Raw genomic sequence first — 19,385 nt, forward strand, 5'->3', positions numbered from 1 at the left:
TCGAACCAACACTCAACTTGCTTATATTTGCGAACACTTGATTCTGCTGTTGCTCAGGTTGCCGAACCGACGAGGAGCCGACGATGTCCGGACAGGTAGCCGGCGGCGACGCCGCCGGGATCGACACCACCCGGCCGCACCCGGCGCGGATGTACGACTGGTTCCTCGGCGGCAAGGACAACTACCCCGTGGACGAGGCCATGGGCCGCCGGCTGCTGGCCGTCGAGCCCAAGGTCCCGGTGATGGCGAAGGTCAACCGGGCCTTCATGCAGCGGTCGGCCCGCTGGCTGGCCCAGCAGGGCGTCCGCCAGTTCCTCGACGTCGGCACCGGCATCCCCACCGAGCCCAACCTGCACCAGATCGTGCAGGGCGTCGCCCCGCAGTGCCGCGTCGTCTACTGCGACAACGACCCGATCGTGCTCGCCCACGCCGAGGCGCTGCTCCGCGGCACCCCCGAGGGCGCCATCGACTACGTGCAGGCCGACGCCCGCCGGACCGACCTCATCCTGGAGCGGGCCGGCGAGATCCTGGACCTCGACCGGCCGGTCGCCCTCTCGCTGATCGCCCTGCTGCACTTCGTCAAGGACGAGGACGGCGCCTACGAACTGGTGGAGAGGCTGGTCGGGGCCCTCGCCCCGGGCAGCCACCTGGTGATCTCGCACGCCACCGCCGACGCCGACCCCGAGGCGGCCGCGCAGGCGGACGAGATGTACCGCAACAGCGCGATGAACCTGGCGCTGCGCAGCCGCGCGGAGTTCACGCGCTTCTTCGACGGCCTGGAACTCGTCGAGCCGGGCGTGGTGACCCCCGAGCTCTGGCACCCCGAGCTCGGCGAGCCGGTGCCGGGACAGGAGGACATCGTCGTCCCCGGCTACGCCGCCGTCGCCCGCAAGGTCTGACCGCACCGGGAACGGGGGCCGCCCGCTCCCCCGTTACGGTGGGGGAGTGCGACTCGAAGCGATCACCTGGGAACGCCTCGCCGACCGCCTCGCGGACCGCCTCCGCGACCTCGCGCCTGCCGACGGCTCGCCCTGGCCCCGGGTGGCCTTCGACGGCGCGCCGGCCGCCCGGCCGGGCGAACTCGCCGCCCGCGTCGCCGAGGCCCTGCGTCCCCGGGGCCGCGCCGCCGTGGTGGTCGGCACGGAGGGCTTCCTGCGGCCCGCCTCCCTGCGCTACGAGTACGGCCATCAGGACGTCGACTCCTACTACGACGGCTGGTTCGACACCGGCGCCCTGTGGCGCGAGGTCCTCGGGCCACTCCACCCCGGCGGCGAGGGGCGCGTGCTGCCCGACCTGTGGGACCCCGTCACCGACCGGGCCACCCGCAGCCCCGCCGTCCCCCTGCCGCCCGGCTCGCCGCTCCTGCTGCACGGTCCCTTCCTGCTGAAGGAGGCCTTCCCCTTCGACCTCACCGTCCACCTGGCCCTCTCGCCGGGCGCGCTGCGCCGCCGGACCCCGGAGGAGGAGCGGTGGACCCTCCCGGCGTACGAGCGCTACGACCGCGAGATCGGCCCCGTGGCGGCGGCCGACGTCCTGGTGCGGGCCGACGACCCGCGCCACCCGGCGTGGAACGGCTGACCCGAACCGGACGGACTGGGATGATTCCGGCATGACGACACTCGACGGTTACCGGACCGACGACCGGACGGACGGGACTCCCGACCCGCACGACAGCCGCCTGCGGGAGGTGGCCGCCGCCCGCCAGGAGGCGGTGTCCGCCCTCTTCGACCCCGTGACCTGCCGGCACCTGGAGGAACTGGGCGTGGGTCCCGGCTGGCGCTGCTGGGAGGTCGGCGCCGGCGGGGCGACCGTGGCGGCCTGGCTGGCCAAGAAGGCCGGGCCGACCGGGAAGGTCGTCCTGACCGACGCCGACGCCTCCCGGGCCGAGGCCGCCGCCCGGCCGGTGGAGAGCCGCGTGCACCGCCTGGGCCGTGACGAGCCGCCGGGCGAGGGCTTCGACCTGGTGCACGCGCGGCTGACGCTGGCCGAGGCCGAGGACCCGGACCGCGCGCTGCGGTCGATGATCCGGGCGCTGCGGCCCGGCGGGCGGCTGCTGGTGGAGGAGGCCGACCTGGAGCTGCAGCCGCTGCTGTGCCCCGAGGAGTCCGGCGCCGAGCACAAGCTCGCCAACCGGCTGCGGCTCGGGCTGCGGCACCTGCTCGCCCGGCACGGGGTGGACCTCGCCCACGGCCGCCGCCTGCCGCGGCTCCTGCGCGAGGCCGGGCTGCGGCGGGTGGAGGCGGACGTGTACGTCCCGCTCGCCTCCGAGGCGTGCGGACGGCTCGAGACGGCCACCGTCCTGCAGCACCGGGCGGCGCTCACCGCGGCGGGCGTCGCCACGGACGAGGAGATCGACCGCCACCTCACGCACGTCGCCGCAGGCGGCATGGACCTCGCCGCCACCCCCCTCGTCTCCGTCCGGGGCCGCCGCCCCTGACCGGGATCCGCGCGGCAGGGTGCCGTGGGCGGTCGGGCAGGCGGGTGCGTCGGCCGGTGAGGTGCGTCGGCCGGTGGTGTGCGGCGGCCGGTGAGGTGTGGCGGCCGGTGGTGTGCGGGTGGGTCAGAAGAGCGGCTCGGGCAGGACACCTTCGAGGGCGAGGAGACGGCGCTTGGTCTCCAGGCCGCCGGAGAACCCGCCCACCCCGCCGTCGCTCTCCACCACCCGGTGGCACGGCACCACCACCGGCAGCGGGTTGGAACCCATCGCCGCCCCCACCGCCTGCGCCCCGCCGGGCCGCCCGACCCGGCGGGCCAGCTCCCCGTAACCGACCACCGCCCCGTACGGCACCGACGCCGCCAGCTCCCGCAGCACCCGGCCGTTGAACCCCGCCTCGCCGGGCAGCAGCGACCAGTCCAGCGGAAGGGAGAACTCCCGCAGCCCGCCGGACAGGTACTCGCCGAGCTGGCGCACCGCCTCCGCGAGCAGCGGCGCGCCGGGATCCCGCGCGGGCCGCACGCCCAGCCGGGCGGCGGCCCGGGCGAGGAACCGCTCGCACACCTCGGGCCGGGCGTGGAACACCACGCCGGCCAGCCCCCGCGGCGTGACGAGGAGGAGCACCGGCCCCAGCGGCCCCTCCACGACCTCGTAGGCGGCCCACCGGCCGCCGGCGGTCCCGCCCCGCTCCGAGCTGTCCATGCGCCCACCGTACGACCCGCCGCCGACAACGGGGCGGCGGCCGTGGAACCGGTCAGAACACCGACAGCGCCCGCCGCACCACGTCGGGCCGGTTGGTGATCAGGCAGTCGACCCCGTACGTCGCCGCGATCAGCGTGTCCACCGGCCGGTCCACGGTCCACGCGCAGACCTCGACCGGCCGCCCGTGCGGCCCGCGAAGCCGCTGCACCGCGGCCACGTAGCCCACCGTGAGCCCCAGGTGCCGGGGGTTGATCTGGTCCGCGAACCGCGCGTACTCCCGCAGCCGGGCCACCGACGGCGCGCCCAGCACGGCCGTGCGCACGGCCGGGCGGAGCCGGTGCACCGTGCGCACGGTCGGCGCGTCGAAGCTCTGGATCACCAGCCGCTTCAGGTGGGCGCGGTCCAGCCACCCGGAGCGGCGCAGCTCGGCCAGCACCTGCGGGGCGATGCCCGGGTAGAACGCCGGGTTCTTGATCTCCAGCAGCAGGCTCTGCCGGTTGCGGTCCACCCGGGCCAGGTACTGCCGCAGCGTCGGCACGCGCGCGCCCCGGAACCGCCGCCCGAACCAGCTGCCCGCGTCCAGCCGGGCGATCTCCGCCGACGTGAAGTCGCGCACCCGCCACGGGGCGCGGCCGGGGAAGACCTGCTCCACGTTCGTCGTCCGGGCCAGACCCGCGTCGTGGAGGACCACCAGGACGCCGTCCTTGGTGCGCTGCACGTCGTTCTCCACCCAGGTGAACCCCAGGCGGTGCGCCCGGTCCACGGCGAGCAGCGTGTTCTCGGGCGCCAGGGCGGAAGCGCCCCGGTGGGCGATGACCGCGGGGCGTGGGGTCTCGTGGTCGGCGCGGGCGCCGGAGATCGGGAGCAGAAGGGCGACCAGGCCCAGAAGCGCCGAGGCGGTCGCGGCGACTGCGCGCGCGTGCATGCGTTCTCCTCGCGTCGACTGTCACGGACGGTTCCAGAGTGACAGCAGACGGTGCGCGAGGCAGGGATGCCGGAACGGGCGTGGAGCGGCCCCCGGTGCCCCCGGCGCCCAATTCGGCCCGGGGGCACCCTCACAAGTGCGTCGACGATGTGATTCTTTGACGCAGAATCGTTGGTCCCATCAGGTGAGAGTCATACTCTCCCCACCGGTACCCGGTCGCTTGGGCGGGTACCGGACAGGACGGACGCGACGCATCCACACGGACGACACGGGGCGGAAGGGAAGCCGCGCATGCAAGGCACGGTCGACGGTTTCAGTCACGGGCTGATCACGCCGGTGGCGGCCTTCGTGATGGCCTGCCTCGGCGGCGCCCTCGGGTTGCGCTGCACCACCCGGGCGCTGCTGGTCGGCCGCCGCAGGGCGGCCTGGCTGGCCCTCGGGTCGGTCGCCATAGGCTCCGGCATCTGGACGATGCACTTCATCGCGATGACCGGTTTCTCGATCGACGGGACGGTGATCAACTACGACCTGCCGACCACCTTCGCCAGCCTCGCGGTGGCCGTCGTCATGGTCGGCATCGGCACCTTCCTGGTGGGCTACTGGAACGCCACCGGTACGGCGCTGTTCACCGGCGGCACCCTCACCGGCCTGGGGATCGCCTCCATGCACTACCTCGGCATGGCCGGAATGCGCTTCGACGGCGAACTGCGCTACGACACCTTCACCGTCACCCTCTCCGCCCTCATCGGGGTGGTCGCCGCCACCACCGCCCTGTGGGCGGCGAGTCAGGTGCGCGGCCCGCTGTGGAGCGTCGGGGCCAGCCTGGTGATGGGGCTCGCGGTCACCGGCATGCACTACACCGGCATGGCCGCCGCCACCGTCCACCTGCACCGGAGCCCCACCGACCCGGCCACGGGCACCCCGGCCGACGTCCTGCTCGGCCCCATGCTGGCGGGCCCGCTGGCCTTCCTGCTGCTGGCCGGGATCGTGGTGATGTTCGACCCGCAGATGGTGATGAGCCGCCCGGCCCCCCAGCGCGCCGGCGAGGACCTGTACGGCCCGGTCCCCGGCTCGGTGCCCGCCTCGCGCCTGTCCGGCCCGGCGTCCCGGCCCGGTCCCGGGCCCGAGGCCCGTGACGCCCGCCGCGGGTCCCTGGCAGGCAGCCGCGAGAAGGACCGCAGCGCCGCCCGGTACGGCTGACGGGGAGCCCCCGGGCACGGCCCGCGCGAAGGCCGCGCGGGCCCCGCGCGACCGCGGTCCGGGGACGTTGTCGGTGCCGGGTCGTAACGTGGAGGCATGCGGCCCGTTTCCCACATCGAACGCACGGTGGCGCCCTTCGAGGTCGTCAGCCCCTACCAGCCGAGCGGTGACCAGCCCACCGCGATCGCCGACCTGTCCCGGCGGATCAAGGCCGGCGAGAAGGACGTCGTCCTGCTCGGCGCGACCGGCACCGGCAAGTCCGCCACCACCGCCTGGATGATCGAGCAGCTCCAGCGGCCGACGCTGGTGATGGCGCCGAACAAGACCCTCGCCGCCCAGCTGGCCAACGAGTTCCGCGAGCTGCTGCCGAACAACGCCGTCGAGTACTTCGTCTCGTACTACGACTACTACCAGCCCGAGGCGTACGTCCCGCAGTCGGACACCTACATCGAGAAGGACTCCTCGATCAACGAGGAGGTCGAGCGGCTGCGCCACTCCGCGACCAACTCCCTGCTCACCCGCCGGGACGTCGTCGTGGTCGCCTCCGTCTCCTGCATCTACGGCCTGGGCACGCCCCAGGAGTACGTGGACCGGATGGTCCCGCTGAAGGTCGGCGAGGAGATCGACCGGGACGAGCTGCTGCGCCGTTTCGTGGACATCCAGTACACCCGCAACGACGTGGCGTTCACCCGCGGCACCTTCCGGGTGCGCGGCGACACCATCGAGATCTTCCCGGTGTACGAGGAGCTCGCCGTCCGCATCGAGATGTTCGGCGACGAGATCGAGTCGCTGACCACGCTCCACCCGCTGACCGGCGAGATCATCAGCGACGAGCGGCAGCTCTACGTCTTCCCCGCCTCGCACTACGTGGCCGGCCCCGAGCGGCTCGAGCGGTCGGTCCGCGACATCGAGGCGGAGCTGGAGCAGCGCCTCGCCGAGCTGGAGAAGCAGGGCAAGCTGCTGGAGGCCCAGCGGCTGCGCATGCGCACCACCTACGACCTCGAGATGCTCCGCCAGATCGGCACCTGTTCCGGCGTGGAGAACTACTCGATGCACTTCGACGGCCGCAGCCCCGGCACGCCGCCGAACACCCTGCTGGACTACTTCCCGGAGGACTTCCTCCTGGTCATCGACGAGTCCCACGTCACGGTCCCGCAGATCGGCGCCATGTTCGAGGGCGACGCCTCCCGCAAGCGCACCCTGGTCGACCACGGCTTCCGGCTCCCGTCCGCGATGGACAACCGGCCGCTGAAGTGGGAGGAGTTCCAGGAGCGCGTCGGGCAGGCGGTCTACCTGTCGGCGACCCCCGGCGCCTACGAGCTGTCCCGCTCCAAGGGGCAGGTCGAGCAGATCATCCGCCCGACCGGCCTGGTCGACCCGGAGGTCGTGGTCAAGCCCACCGAGGGCCAGATCGACGACCTGGTGCACGAGATCCGCGAGCGCGTCGAGCGGGACGAGCGGGTCCTGGTCACCACCCTCACCAAGAAGATGGCCGAGGACCTCACCGACTACTTCCTGGAGCTCGGTATCCAGGTCCGCTACCTGCACAGCGACGTGGACACCCTGCGCCGCATCGAGCTGCTGCGCGAGCTGCGCGCGGGCGAGTACGACGTCCTGGTCGGCATCAACCTGCTCCGTGAGGGCCTCGACCTGCCCGAGGTGTCCCTGGTGGCCATCCTGGACGCCGACAAGGAGGGCTTCCTGCGCTCCGGGACCTCGCTGATCCAGACCATCGGCCGCGCGGCGCGCAACGTCTCCGGCCAGGTCCACATGTACGCCGACAAGATCACCCCGGCCATGGCCAAGGCGATCGACGAGACCAACCGCCGCCGGGAGAAGCAGGTCGCCTACAACAAGGCGAACGGCGTCGACCCGCAGCCGCTGCGCAAGAAGATCAACGACATCGTGTCGCAGATCTCCCGCGAGGAGGTCGACACCGAGCAGCTGCTCGGCACCGGCTACCGGCAGGGCGGCGGCAAGGCCGCCGGCACGGCCCCGGTCCCGGCGGCCTCGTCCAAGGCGGCCCGCAAGGGCAAGGGCGCCAAGGGCGGCGGCGCGGTGACGGACCGGCCGGCCGCTGAGCTCGCGCAGCAGATCGAGGAGATGACGCAGCGGATGCGCGCCGCCGCCGCCGACCTCCAGTTCGAGGTCGCCGCCCGGCTGCGGGACGAGGTCTCCGAGATGAAGAAGGAGCTGCGGCAGATGAAGGAGGCGGGGGTGGCCTGAGCGGTCCGCCGGCCTGCGGGCCGACTCCGGACCGGCTCCGGGCCGGCCCGGCTCCGCCCCGGTCCGGCGGCGGGCTGTTCCGGCTCCGGGCCGGTCCGCGGGCTCCGTCGTCGCGGCGCTGTGTTGCAGGACCGACACAAATCCCGCAAGGGGCGGGCGCGGCGGTGGCGTGCGCCCATAGGGTCGAAGGGCTCGCGGGGGACCGCGGGCGAGGGGAATCACGGGGACTTCATGTCCGAGAGGGGACCGCGCGTGACCGTCAACATGACCAAGGGCCAGGCGATCAGTCTGCAGAAGGACGACGGCGGTAGCCTCACCGCGGTCCGCATGGGGCTGGGCTGGCAGTCCGCCCCGCGCCGCGGTCTGTTCGGCCGCCGGGTCCGGGAGATCGACCTGGACGCCTCCGCCCTGCTGTTCGCCGGGGAGCAGTTGGTGGACGTGGTCTTCTTCCGCCACCTCGTCAGCGACGACGGCTCGGTGCGGCACACCGGCGACAACCTGGTCGGCGGCGCCGGCACCGGAGGGGACGACGAGGCGATCCTGGTCGACCTCCAGCGGGTGCCGGTGCACGTGGACAAGATCGTGTTCACGGTGAACTCCTTCACCGGGCAGACCTTCGAGGAGGTCGCCAACGCCTTCTGCCGCCTGGTCGACGAGACCAACGGCCGCGAGCTGGCCCGCTACACGCTGGCCGGCGGCGGGGCGTACACCGCGCAGATCATGGCGAAGGTCCACCGCAGCGGGCCGGGCTGGACGATGACGGCCATCGGCGCGCCGTCCAACGGCCGCACGTTCCAGGACCTGCTGCCGGACATCTCCCGGCAGCTCTGACGCAGGAGGCGGGCCCCCGCCGCGGAACCGGCGGCGGGCGTACGGAGGGGGAGGACGGCGATGACGGCTGAGCTGGTGCGGGGCCAGAACCATCCGCTCACCGAGGCCCGACCGGAGGTCCGGGTCACGGCCGCCCGCCCGGTGGCGGTCGGGGTGGTCCTCACGGACGAGCAGGGCCGCCTCGCGGGCGTCGAGGGCGTGCTCCTGCCGGGAGGCCCCGCCGGGCCGCCCGGCGTCGGGCTCCCGGGGCGGGCCGCCGGGGGCGAGCACCGGGTGACGGTCGAGCCGGCCGCGCTGCCGGAGACGGTCCACCGGGTGGGGATCGTCCTGGCCCTGCCGGCCGGGGCGCGGTTCGGCGGCGGGCCCGCCCCCTTCACCGCCGTCGTCGCGGACGGGTCCTCGGGGCCGCCGCTGGTCAGCTACACCATCACCGGGCTGGACAGCGAGTGCGCGGTCGTCGCGCTGGAGCTGTACCGCAGGCAGGGGGCGTGGAAGGTCCGCGCCGTGGGGCAGGGGTACGCGGCGGGGCTCGCGGCGCTGCTGACCGACCACGGCCTGCCCTCCGCCGAGGCCCAACGTCTCGCCGCCGTCGCCGCGGTCGCCGTCGTCGCGGAGCAGAACGGCGACCGGCCGCTGCCACCGCCCTCCGCCGCCGGGACACCCGCCGCCGGCACACCGTCCGCCGCGGGCGCCTCCGCCGCCGCGGGCGCGTCGTCCGCTGCGGGGACCTCCGCCGCGGGTGCGTCGTCCGCTGCGGGGACGCTCTCCTCAGGCGCGCCTGCCTCCGCCGCGGGGACGTCTCCCTCCGGGACGCCCGCCTCCGCAGCGGGAACGCCCGCCGCGGGGACACCTGCCTTCGGGACGGCTGCTTCCGGGACGGCTGCTTCCGGCGCACCGGCCGCAGCCGGGCCGCCCGCCGTGGGCACGCCCGCCGGTGCGACCGCGCAGAGTCACGGCGGACCGGCCGTTCCGGCCCCGACGGCTTCGGCCGGCGTGACCGCACCGGGGGCCCCTGAGGGCTCCGCGGCCCGGGGGACGTCAGGTGGCGCCCCGGGTGGGGCGACCGCCCCCGAGGGCGCCCACGCGGCGCCGGGCGGTGCGCACACGACCGGAGGAGCCGCACCGATGGCCGCCTCCGGCGCCCCGGGCCTGCCGCCCCTCGACGCCCCTGGAGCGCCCGGAGCGCCCTCGGCCCCGTCCGGCGGCACGTCCGGGGCCCCGCCCGGCGGCGCGTCCGGCCGGACCGAACCGTCCGGCACGCACACCGCCCCCGGTTCCGTACCCGCCACCGCGGGCGCCTCGCGGATCGACTACCGCCATCCGCGCAGGGAACGGGCGTCGTCCGCCCAGGGCCACGACCAGGCCCAGGACCGGACCCGCACCCGGGGCGAGGACGGGGCGGAGCAGCCCCCCGCCCCCGTGGCCGGGGACGCCGCCGGGTGGTCGATGGAGGAGCGGCTCTACAACCAGGTCTGGGGCATGTTCGAGGACCTGGCCCGGGCCGTCGCCGCCTACCGCGGCGCCGTCGAGTTCGCCGACAACCGTCGGGACCAGGAGATCGACGCCGTGCTGGGTGACTACCGGGCCCGGGCGGACGGGACGGTCGACCGTGCCCGCCGGGAGGCCAAGGCCCGCCGTGAGGAACTGGTGGGCCGCGCCCAGCAGGTCCTCGACCAGCAGCTCGCCCAGCTGAGGGCCGAGTCCGAGGTGGTCGAACCCGCCCTCCCCCCGGCGTACGCCCGCTGGGAGAGCCCGGTGTGGCGCTCCTACCGCGCGCCCGAGGAGCAGCCCCTGGCGCTGCGTCTCGGGGACCTGAGCCTCCCGGAGAGCGGAGCCCTGCGCATCCCCCTGCTGCTGCGGCTGCCGCTGGAGCGCGGCCTGTGGATCGACAGCGGGGCGGGCGGCGGGGCCGGCGGCCTCCTGGCCACCCCCGAGGAGCGGCGCCGGCTCGCCCTCGACATGGCCGTCGCGCTCGCCACCCGGCTGCTGGCCGCCCACCCGCCCGGCGCGTTCACCGTCCACGTGATCGACGCAGCCGGAGCGGGCGCCCGGGCGCTGACCCCGCTGGCGCGCGCCGGTGTGCTCGCCGAGCCCCCGTCCGTGGGACCCGCCGCCGTCTCGGGCCTGCTCACCCGTCTGGCCGGTCACGTCGACCTGGTGCAGATGGCCGTGCGGGCCGGCGCCGCCGAGTCGCTGCCGCCCGGCACCGACCTGTCCCAGCGGCTGCTGATCGTGCACGACTTCCCGCACGCCTTCGACGACCGGGCCGTCACCGCGCTGCGCTATCTGGCCGACGAGGGACCGCGCGCCGGAGTGCACCTGCTGATGGTGGCGGACCGTGAGGACGCCGCAGGGTTCGGCGCCCTCCTCGACCCGCTGTGGCGGTCCCTGCTGCGCCTGACCCCGGTGCCCGAGGACCACCTGGCCGACCCGTGGGTCTCCCACGCCTGGACGTACCAGCCGTCGCTGCCGCCCGGGAACGGTGCCACCCTGGAAGGGGTGCTGGCCCGGGTCGCCGCAGCCCGCCGCGGGTGACTCTCCGTAGTCGACATCGCACCAAGGAAAGGTAAAGCAGCTCTTTACCCTCCCTTGGTGATTGGTGTACCTTCGAACAGACGGAGGGGAGTACTCCCTGTCTGATGCGGCGTTCCCGTCAATACGGTCCGGGCCAGAAGCCCCGGGCCCGGGGCGTCGGCCCGCGGTCTGACCGCGGGTGGAAGAGACCTCCGGTTTCTCTCTGTGACCGGAGGTATCGGTGGAAGTTTCCTTGACCCTGTGGGTCGCCACGGTGGCCGTCCTGGCCCTGCTGATCGGCGCCGACTTCTTCATCGGCCGCAAGCCGCACGACGTGTCGGTCAAGGAGGCCGGCATCTGGACGGCGGTCTGGATCGGCCTCGCCTGTCTCTTCGGCCTCGGCCTGCTCGTCTTCGCCGGGGGCGCGCCCGCCGGCGAGTTCTTCGCGGGCTTCGTGACCGAGAAGTCGCTGAGCGTCGACAACCTGTTCGTCTTCGTCCTGATCATGGCGAAGTTCGCGGTGCCGTCACACCTCCAGCAGCGGGTGCTGCTGATCGGCGTGCTGATCGCCCTGGTCCTGCGGGCGGTCTTCATCGCGGCGGGCGCGGCGATCATCGCCAGCTTCTCGTGGGTCTTCTACATCTTCGGCGCGTTCCTGATCTACACCGCCTGGAAGCTCATCCAGGAGGCCAGGTCCGGGAACAGCGAGGAGGAGTACGAGGAGAACCGCCTGCTCAAGGCGGCCGAGCGCCGCTTCGGCGTCGCCGACCGCTACCACGGCACCAAGCTGTTCATCCGGGAGAACGGCAAGCGCGTGATGACGCCGATGATGGTCGTCATCCTCGCCATCGGCACCACCGACGTGCTGTTCGCCCTGGACTCCATCCCCGCGATCTTCGGTCTGACCCAGGACCCGTACATCGTGTTCACCGCCAACGCCTTCGCCCTGATGGGTCTGCGGCAGCTGTACTTCCTGATCGGTGGCCTGCTCGAGAAGCTGGTCCACCTGTCGTACGGCCTCTCCGTGATCCTCGGCTTCATCGGCGTGAAGCTGGTGCTGCACGCCCTGCACGAGTCCGGGGTGCACGTCCCCGAGATCTCCATCCCGGTCTCCCTGGGCGTCATCTGCACCGTCCTGGTGGTCACCACGATCACCAGCCTGATGGCCAACAGGAAGACCCGGGAGGCCGAGGCCAGGGCCAAGGCGGACGCCGACAGGACCGACGCCTGACCGGGGCGGCGACGACACGGCGGCGGCGGCCCCCCGGGGCCCCGCCACCGTGCGACCGGAAGCATCGATCGAGAGGAGCGGCGCATGAAAGTCCTGTCTGCCCGGAAGCGACCCCCCAGGTCGCTCTGGGCGGTGGCCGCACCGGCTCTCGCGGTGGTCGTCCTGGCCCTCACCTGGGGCCGCAGCGTGCCGCCGGGCGTGATCGTGCTGATGACGGCGGCCCTGGCCGCCGCGGTGCTCGCCGCCGTGCACCACGCCGAGGTGATCGCCCACCGCGTGGGCGAGCCGTTCGGCTCGCTCATCCTCGCGGTGGCGGTCACCGTCATCGAGGTCGGGCTGATCGTCATGCTGATGGTGGGAGGCGGCGAGCAGAGCGCCACCCTCGCCCGGGACACCGTCTTCGCCGCCGTGATGATCACCCTCAACGGCATCACCGGCATCTGCCTGCTGGTGGCCTCGCTGCGGCACCGCACCGCGATCTTCAACCCCGAGGGAACGGGCGCCGCCCTCGCCACCGTCGCCACACTCGCCACGCTCAGCCTGGTGCTGCCGAACTTCACCTCGAGCGCTTCCGGCCCCGAGTTCAGCGGCGCCCAGCTGGTCTTCGCCGCGGTGGCCGCGCTCGTCCTCTACGGCCTCTACGTCGCCACCCAGACGCGGCGGCACCGGGACTACTTCCTGCCGGTCGCCCGGGAGGGCGGCGTCATCTCCGAGGAGGACCACGCGGAGGTGCCGTCGAACCGCAGGGCGCTGGCCAGCCTCGCCCTGCTGCTGGTGGCCCTGGGCGGCGTGGTCGGCCTGGCCAAGGGCGTCTCGCCCACCATCGAGAGCGGCGTCGCCGCGGCCGGGATGCCCCACGCGGTGGTGGGCGTCGTCATCGCCCTGCTGGTGCTGCTGCCGGAGACCATCGCCGCGGTGCACGCCGCCCGCCGCGACCGCGTGCAGACCAGCCTCAACCTCGCCATCGGCTCCGCCATGGCCAGCATCGGCCTGACCATCCCGGCCGTCGCCATCGCCTCCATCTGGCTGGACGGCCCGCTGCTCCTCGGGCTGGGCGCCACCCACATGGTGCTGCTCGCGCTGACCGTCCTGGTCGGCACCCTGACGATCGTCCCCGGGCGGGCCACCCCGCTCCAGGCTGGCCTGCACCTGGCCATCCTCGCCGCCTACCTGGAACTGTCCGTCATCCCCTGAACCGGCCGTGATAGACCGTGCGGAGCCCACCGCACGAGTCACCGCACCGGAGGTTCCCCATGGCCCGCACGCTCGCCGACGCCCCGATCATGATCCTCAACGGGCCGAACCTGAACCTGCTCGGGCAGCGGCAGGTGGACATCTACGGTGCCGGCACCCTCGCCGACGTGGAGGCGATGTGCGCCGAGGCGGCGGCCGCCCACGGCGGGAGCGTCGACCTGCGGCAGTCCAACCACGAGGGCGAGCTGATCGACTGGATCCACGAGGCGCGGCTGAACCACTGCGGCATCGTGATCAACCCCGCGGCCTACTCGCACACCTCCGTCGCCCTGCTGGACGCGCTCAACACCTGCGACGGGCTGCCGGTGGTGGAGGTCCACATCTCCAACATCCACCGCCGCGAGGAGTTCCGGCACCACTCCTACGTCTCGCTGCGCGCGGACGGCGTGATCGCGGGCTGCGGTCTCCAGGGCTACGTGTTCGCCGTGGAGCGCATCGCCGCGCTGGCCGGCGAGGGCCTCGCGGCCGCCTGACCCGTCACGGCTCCGCCGTCACCAGCCGCGGGCGCGCCACTCCGGCAGGTGCGGGCGCTCGGCGCCGAGGCTGGTGTCGTCGCCGTGGCCGGGGTAGACCCAGGTCTCGTCCGGCAGGACGTCGAACAGCTTGGCCGTCACGTCCCGGTACAGGCTGGCGAAGGCCTCCGGGTCCTTGCGGGTGTTGCCCAGGCCGCCCGGGAAGAGGCAGTCGCCGGTGAAGACGTGCGGGTGGCCGTGGGGGTCGTCGTAGACCAGCGCGACCGAGCCGGGGGTGTGGCCGACCAGGTGGCGGGCGGTGAGCCGGACGTGGCCGACGCTGATCAGGTCGCCGTCGTCGAGCAGCACGTCGGTGGGGACCGGGATGCCCTCGGCGTCCTCCCGCCCGGCGTAGGTGCGGGCGCCGGTGGCGGCCACCACCTCGGCGAGCGCCTGCCAGTGGTCGGGGTGCCGGTGGGTGGTGACGACCGAGGTGATCGAGTCGTCGCCGATGCTGCCGAGCAGGGTGTGCGCGTCGTTCGCCGCGTCGATCAGCAGCTGCTCGTCCGTCGCGCGGCAGCGCAGCAGGTACGCGTTGTTGTCCATCGGGCCGACCGCGATCTTGGTGATCATCAGGTCCCGCAGCTCGTGCACATCGGCCGGGCCGCCGACCTTCACCGCTCCCGTGTACGTCATGTTCGCAGCCTATAGCGGGACCGGGGAACACGATCGGGTGAAGCGTGACGGGAACTCCCTGGAATCGAATGCGCGTGCTATAAGCTCGGTGGCCCACACCGGGAACGCCGGGAACGCCCGATTTGTTGAAGAGGGCGGAAACCGGTGAAGCCACCGGTGTTGTCAGAGGGTCCCCTTACGCTGAAAACGACGGGGGTCTGCCCCTGTCACCTCCCCCAAGAAAGGTGCGGAACCGGCGTGGCCGACCGTCTCATCGTCCGTGGCGCGCGCGAGCACAACCTGAAGAACGTCTCGCTCGACCTGCCGCGCGACTCGCTCATCGTCTTCTCGGGTCTGTCGGGTTCGGGCAAGTCGTCCCTCGCGTTCGACACGATCTTCGCCGAGGGCCAGCGGCGTTACGTGGAATCGCTGTCCTCGTACGCCCGGCAGTTCCTCGGCCAGATGGACAAGCCGGACGTGGACTTCATCGAGGGTCTCTCCCCGGCGGTGTCCATCGACCAGAAGTCGACCTCGCGCAACCCGCGCTCGACGGTCGGCACCATCACCGAGGTCTACGACTACCTGCGGCTGCTCTTCGCGCGCATCGGCAAGCCGCACTGCCCGGAGTGCGGCCGCCCCATCTCCCGCCAGTCGCCGCAGGCGATCGTGGACAAGGTCCTCGAGCTCCCGGAGGGCAGCCGCTTCCAGGTGCTCTCCCCGCTGGTGCGCGAGCGCAAGGGCGAGTTCGTCGACCTCTTCGCCGACCTGCAGACCAAGGGCTACAGCCGGGCCCGCGTGGACGGCGAGACGATCCAGCTCTCCGACCCGCCGACGCTGAAGAAGCAGGAGAAGCACACCATCGAGGTGGTCGTGGACCGCCTGACGGTGAAGGGCTCCGCCAAGCGCCGCCTCACCGACTCGGTGGAGACCGCGCTCGGCCTCTCCGGCGGCATGGTCGTGCTCGACTTCGTCGACCTCGAGGCCGACGACCCCGAGCGCGAGCGGATGTTCTCCGAGCACCTGTACTGCCCGTACGACGACCTCTCCTTCGAGGAGCTGGAGCCGCGCTCCTTCTCCTTCAACTCGCCCTTCGGCGCCTGCCCCGCCTGCTCCGGAATCGGCACGCGCATGGAGGTCGACCCCGAGCTGATCGTCCCGGACCCGGAGAAGACGCTCGAGGAGGGCGCCATCCACCCGTGGTCCGCGGGCCACGCCAAGGAGTACTTCGGCCGCCTGGTCGACGCGCTCGCCGACGCCCTGGGCTTCCGCACCGACATCCCCTTCGCCGGGCTGCCCGCCCGCGCCAAGAAGGCGCTGCTGCACGGCCACAAGACCCAGATCGACGTCCGCTACCGCAACCGGTACGGGCGCGAGCGGCGGTACACCACGCCGTTCGAGGGCGCCGTCCCGTTCGTCAAGCGCCGCCACGAGGACGCCGAGACGGACAACAGCCGTGAGCGCTTCGAGGGCTACATGCGCGAGGTGCCCTGCTCCACCTGTGAGGGTGCACGGCTCAAGCCGATCGTCCTGGCGGTCACGGTGCACGGGAAGTCGATCGCGGAGATCTCCTCCCTGTCGATCAGCGAGTGCGCCGACTTCCTGGCGCAGCTCAAGCTGACCGCCCGCGAGAAGAAGATCGCCGAGCGGGTCCTCAAGGAGGTCAACGAGCGGCTGCGCTTCCTGGTCGACGTCGGCCTGGACTACCTCTCGCTCAACCGCGCCGCCGGCACCCTCTCCGGAGGCGAGGCGCAGCGCATCCGCCTGGCCACCCAGATCGGCTCCGGCCTGGTCGGCGTGCTCTACGTGCTCGACGAGCCGTCCATCGGCCTCCACCAGCGGGACAACCACCGGCTGATCGAGACCCTGGTGCGGCTGCGCGACATGGGCAACACGCTGATCGTCGTCGAGCACGACGAGGACACGATGAAGGCGGCCGACTGGATCGTCGACGTCGGCCCCGGCGCCGGCGAGCACGGCGGATCCGTGGTGCACAGCGGCTCCCTGGAGGAGCTGCTGGCCAACGCCAAGTCGGAGACGGGCCTGTACCTCTCGGGCCGGAAGGCGATCCCGGTGCCGGACGTGCGGCGCCCGCTCGACCCCTCGCGGCAGCTGACCGTGCGCGGGGCCCGCGAGAACAACCTGAAGGACGTCGACGTCTCCTTCCCGCTGGGCGTCCTCACCGCCGTCACCGGCGTCTCCGGCTCCGGCAAGTCGACGCTGGTCAACGACATCCTCTACACCCACCTGGCGCGGGAGCTGAACGGCGCCCGCCGGGTGCCGGGCCGGCACACCCGGGTCGAGGGCGACGACCTGCTCGACAAGGTCGTGCACGTCGACCAGTCGCCGATCGGCCGCACCCCGCGGTCCAACCCGGCGACGTACACCGGCGTCTTCGACCACGTCCGCAAGCTGTTCGCCGAGACCACCGAGGCGAAGGTCCGCGGCTACCTGCCCGGCCGCTTCTCCTTCAACGTCAAGGGCGGCCGCTGCGAGAACTGCTCCGGCGACGGCACGATCAAGATCGAGATGAACTTCCTCCCGGACGTGTACGTCCCGTGCGAGGTGTGCCACGGGGCCCGGTACAACCGGGAGACCCTGGAGGTGCACTACAAGGGGAAGAACATCGCCGAGGTCCTGAACATGCCGATCGACGAGGCGCTGGACTTCTTCGAGGCGATCCCCGGCATCTCCCGCCACCTGCGCACCCTCAACGAGGTCGGGCTCGGCTACGTCCGCCTCGGCCAGTCGGCGACGACGCTCTCCGGCGGCGAGGCGCAGCGCGTCAAGCTCGCCACCGAGCTGCAGCGCCGCTCCAACGGGCGCACCGTGTACGTGCTCGACGAGCCGACCACCGGTCTGCACTTCGAGGACATCAGCAAGCTGCTGAAGGTGCTCAACGGCCTGGTGGAGAAGGGCAACACGGTCATCGTCATCGAGCACAACCTCGACGTCATCAAGACGGCCGACTGGGTCGTCGACATGGGGCCCGAGGGCGGCGCAGGCGGTGGCACCGTGGTCGCCGAGGGCACGCCGGAGGAGGTGGCGGCCGTGCCGGCCAGCCACACCGGCAAGTTCCTGCGCGAGATCCTCGGCGACCGCGTCAGCGACGCGAGCCCGGCGGCCAAGCCGCGTAAGAAGGCCGCCGCCCGCAAGCGCTGACGGCCCCCGCGTCCCGCGCCGCGGCCCCCGCTCCCACCCGGGAGCGGGGGCCGCGGTCGTGCGGCCGCAGCTCGGAGGCCGGAGTCGGCGTCGGCCCGCGTCACGCGCGCACCGACCGGGCGTGGTCCCGACGTGACGGGCGACGTGACGGGTCAGGTGGGACCGGTCGTGGAACCCCACCGTCGACGCGGCCTCGGCGGGCCGCTCACCGCCGAGGAGCGGACGACGTGCCCGGTCGATGCGGCGGCCGGTGCCCCGCGAGCCGTCACAGGCCCAGCTCGGCGGCCGTCGGCGGCTGGGCGCCCGGGCGGGTGCAGGTGAGGGCGGCGGCGCGGGCGGCGAGGGAGAGGACGTCCTGCCAGTCGTCGGGGGTGAGGGCGGCGAGGGCCGCGGGGGAGAGGGCGTCGCGCAGGGCGAGGCCGTGCAGCAGGGCCGCCGTCACGGTGTCGCCCGCGCCGATGGTGTCGGCCACCTCGACCCGCGGCGCGGGCGCCGTGACCTCCAGACCGGCGGCGGTGACCACGCTCAGGCCCTCGGAGCCGCGGGTGAGGACCACCGCTCCCGGTCCGGCCGCCGCCCACTCGCGCGGCGTGCCGCCCAGCCAGTCGGCGTCCTCCTCGGACAGCTTGAGCAGCGTGACCGCCGGGAGCCAGGAGTGGAACCGTTCGCGGTACGCGGCGGGGGAGGGGATCAGCCCCGCCCGGATGTTCGGGTCCAGCACGGTGAACAGGCCCCGCGCCGCGCAGGCCAGCAGCAGCTCCTCGTAGGCGGTCGCCCCCGGCTCCAGCACCAGCGAGCAGGTCCCGAAGGACACCGCCCGGGTCCCCTCCGGCAGCCGCCCGGGCACCCGGAACAGCCGGTCCGCGGTGCCCTCGACGTAGAACGTGTACGAGGCGGACCCGTGGTCGTCCAGCAGCGCCAGGGCCAGCGTGGTCGGCTCGGGCCCCCGCTGCACCGGCCCGGTGTCCACCCCCGAGGCCCGCAGCCCGCCCAGCAGCGCCTCCCCGTAGCCGTCGGTGGAGACGCGCGAGCAGAACGCCACCTCGGCGCCCAGCCGCCCCAGGGCCACCGCGGTGTTGTACGGGCCGCCACCGGGCGCCGGGCGCAACGGGGACAGGGGGCCCCGCTCCTGGGGCACCAGGTCGATCAGGGCCTCACCGGCGACGACGAACACGGGCGGCTCCTTCTTCTCGGGTTCTCGGGGACGACGCGGGGCACGGCCCCACGCTCGCACACCGAGGGGCCCCCGGTATCGTCTGGCCTGTTCCGACTCCACGCAGACCACTCCACGCAGACCGGTCCGCCCAACCACTCCACGCAGCACCAGGGGAGCCCAGCATGTCCGGCAGCGACGACATCCGCCGACGTACCGTCCTGCGCGGCGCCGCGCTCACCCCCGTCGCCGGCCTGGGACTGGTGGCCTGCGGCGGCGCGGGCAGTGGTGGCGACTCCTCGGGCGGCGCCGTGGAGCCCGGCGTCGAGCTCGGCGCGGAGAGCGACGTCCCGGCCGGCGGCACCAAGCTCTACGCCAAGCAGAAGGTCGTGGTCAGCCGCGGCGAGGACGGCGCGCTCACGGCATGGAGCACCGTCTGCACGCACGCCGGCTGCGCCATGACCGAGCTGGACGGCACCACGATCACCTGCGCCTGCCACGGCAGCCAGTTCGACGCCGGAAACGGTCAGGTGCTCAACCCGCCGGCGACGGTTCCGCTCACCGAAGTGCCCGTGAAGGTCGATAACGGCAAGATCGTCACGGCCCGGGCCGACTGACACACCCCCCAA

16 protein-coding genes are annotated in these 19,385 nt (G+C 73.2%); 12 read left to right on the top strand and 4 right to left on the bottom strand.

The features are described 5' to 3' along the window. Nucleotides 1-83 precede the first annotated feature (83 nt). From Sfr03f_RS12665 to Sfr03f_RS12675, 3 genes are read left to right on the top strand one after another with little or no spacing between them, the layout of a single operon-like run. A complete protein-coding gene (locus Sfr03f_RS12665; protein ID WP_108953942.1) occupies nt 84-899 on the top strand; it encodes an SAM-dependent methyltransferase in 816 nt (271 codons plus the stop codon). 46 nt (nt 900-945) lie between these two features. Beyond that, complete coding sequence (locus tag Sfr03f_RS12670; protein WP_108953943.1) at nt 946-1,578, top strand: nucleoside/nucleotide kinase family protein; 633 nt, start codon at nt 946-948, stop codon at nt 1,576-1,578. A gap of 31 nt (nt 1,579-1,609) precedes the next feature. Continuing rightward, complete coding sequence (locus Sfr03f_RS12675) at nt 1,610-2,437, top strand: methyltransferase domain-containing protein (protein WP_108953944.1); 828 nt, start codon at nt 1,610-1,612, stop codon at nt 2,435-2,437. 123 nt (nt 2,438-2,560) lie between these two features. On the opposite strand, the gene Sfr03f_RS12680 is transcribed toward Sfr03f_RS12675, so the two are convergent. Beyond that, on the bottom strand, nt 2,561-3,136 hold the full coding sequence (locus Sfr03f_RS12680; RefSeq protein WP_108953945.1) for a methylated-DNA--[protein]-cysteine S-methyltransferase: 576 nt from the start codon (nt 3,134-3,136) through the stop codon (nt 2,561-2,563). 52 nt (nt 3,137-3,188) lie between these two features. Continuing rightward, a complete protein-coding gene (locus tag Sfr03f_RS12685; protein ID WP_108953946.1) occupies nt 3,189-4,061 on the bottom strand; it encodes a glycerophosphodiester phosphodiesterase in 873 nt (290 codons plus the stop codon). 291 nt (nt 4,062-4,352) lie between these two features. Between Sfr03f_RS12685 and Sfr03f_RS12690 the strand changes: the two genes are divergently transcribed. From Sfr03f_RS12690 to aroQ, 7 genes are all read left to right on the top strand, one after another. After that, complete coding sequence (locus Sfr03f_RS12690) at nt 4,353-5,261, top strand: MHYT domain-containing protein (protein WP_108953947.1); 909 nt, start codon at nt 4,353-4,355, stop codon at nt 5,259-5,261. Nucleotides 5,262-5,357: 96 nt separating this feature from the next. Further along, on the top strand, nt 5,358-7,487 hold the full coding sequence (gene uvrB / locus Sfr03f_RS12695; protein ID WP_108953948.1) for an excinuclease ABC subunit UvrB: 2,130 nt from the start codon (nt 5,358-5,360) through the stop codon (nt 7,485-7,487). 252 nt (nt 7,488-7,739) lie between these two features. After that, complete coding sequence (locus tag Sfr03f_RS12700; RefSeq protein WP_108953949.1) at nt 7,740-8,318, top strand: TerD family protein; 579 nt, start codon at nt 7,740-7,742, stop codon at nt 8,316-8,318. A gap of 60 nt (nt 8,319-8,378) precedes the next feature. After that, the gene (locus Sfr03f_RS12705) at nt 8,379-10,853 is read left to right on the top strand and encodes a TerD family protein (RefSeq protein WP_108953950.1); all 2,475 of its coding nucleotides are present in this window, start codon (nt 8,379-8,381) and stop codon (nt 10,851-10,853) included. 220 nt (nt 10,854-11,073) lie between these two features. After that, on the top strand, nt 11,074-12,063 hold the full coding sequence (locus Sfr03f_RS12710; RefSeq protein WP_108953951.1) for a TerC family protein: 990 nt from the start codon (nt 11,074-11,076) through the stop codon (nt 12,061-12,063). 84 nt (nt 12,064-12,147) lie between these two features. Beyond that, a complete protein-coding gene (locus Sfr03f_RS12715) occupies nt 12,148-13,257 on the top strand; it encodes a calcium:cation antiporter (protein ID WP_108953952.1) in 1,110 nt (369 codons plus the stop codon). A 59-nt stretch (nt 13,258-13,316) separates the two neighbouring features. Beyond that, nucleotides 13,317-13,790: a type II 3-dehydroquinate dehydratase gene (gene aroQ, locus Sfr03f_RS12720; RefSeq protein ID WP_108953953.1), complete on the top strand. Its 474-nt coding sequence runs from the start codon at nt 13,317-13,319 to the stop codon at nt 13,788-13,790. Nucleotides 13,791-13,808: 18 nt separating this feature from the next. Here the strand turns inward: aroQ and Sfr03f_RS12725 are convergent, their stop codons facing one another. Continuing rightward, the gene (locus Sfr03f_RS12725; protein WP_108953954.1) at nt 13,809-14,465 is read right to left on the bottom strand and encodes an MBL fold metallo-hydrolase; all 657 of its coding nucleotides are present in this window, start codon (nt 14,463-14,465) and stop codon (nt 13,809-13,811) included. Nucleotides 14,466-14,702: 237 nt separating this feature from the next. Between Sfr03f_RS12725 and uvrA the strand changes: the two genes are divergently transcribed. Continuing rightward, the gene (gene uvrA, locus Sfr03f_RS12730) at nt 14,703-17,603 is read left to right on the top strand and encodes an excinuclease ABC subunit UvrA (RefSeq protein ID WP_245967533.1); all 2,901 of its coding nucleotides are present in this window, start codon (nt 14,703-14,705) and stop codon (nt 17,601-17,603) included. Between the two features lie 265 nt (nt 17,604-17,868). Here uvrA and Sfr03f_RS12740 read toward each other — a convergent pair whose 3' ends face one another. After that, nucleotides 17,869-18,777, bottom strand: coding sequence for a carbohydrate kinase family protein (locus tag Sfr03f_RS12740; protein ID WP_108953955.1), 909 nt, complete (start codon nt 18,775-18,777; stop codon nt 17,869-17,871). A 164-nt stretch (nt 18,778-18,941) separates the two neighbouring features. On the opposite strand from Sfr03f_RS12740, the gene Sfr03f_RS12745 reads away from it, so the two are divergent. Further along, complete coding sequence (locus tag Sfr03f_RS12745; protein ID WP_108953956.1) at nt 18,942-19,373, top strand: Rieske (2Fe-2S) protein; 432 nt, start codon at nt 18,942-18,944, stop codon at nt 19,371-19,373. The last annotated feature ends 12 nt before the right edge of the window (nt 19,374-19,385 follow it).

The organism is Streptomyces fragilis, from assembly GCF_003112515.1.
GTDB classification, from domain to species: domain Bacteria; phylum Actinomycetota; class Actinomycetes; order Streptomycetales; family Streptomycetaceae; genus Streptomyces; species Streptomyces fragilis.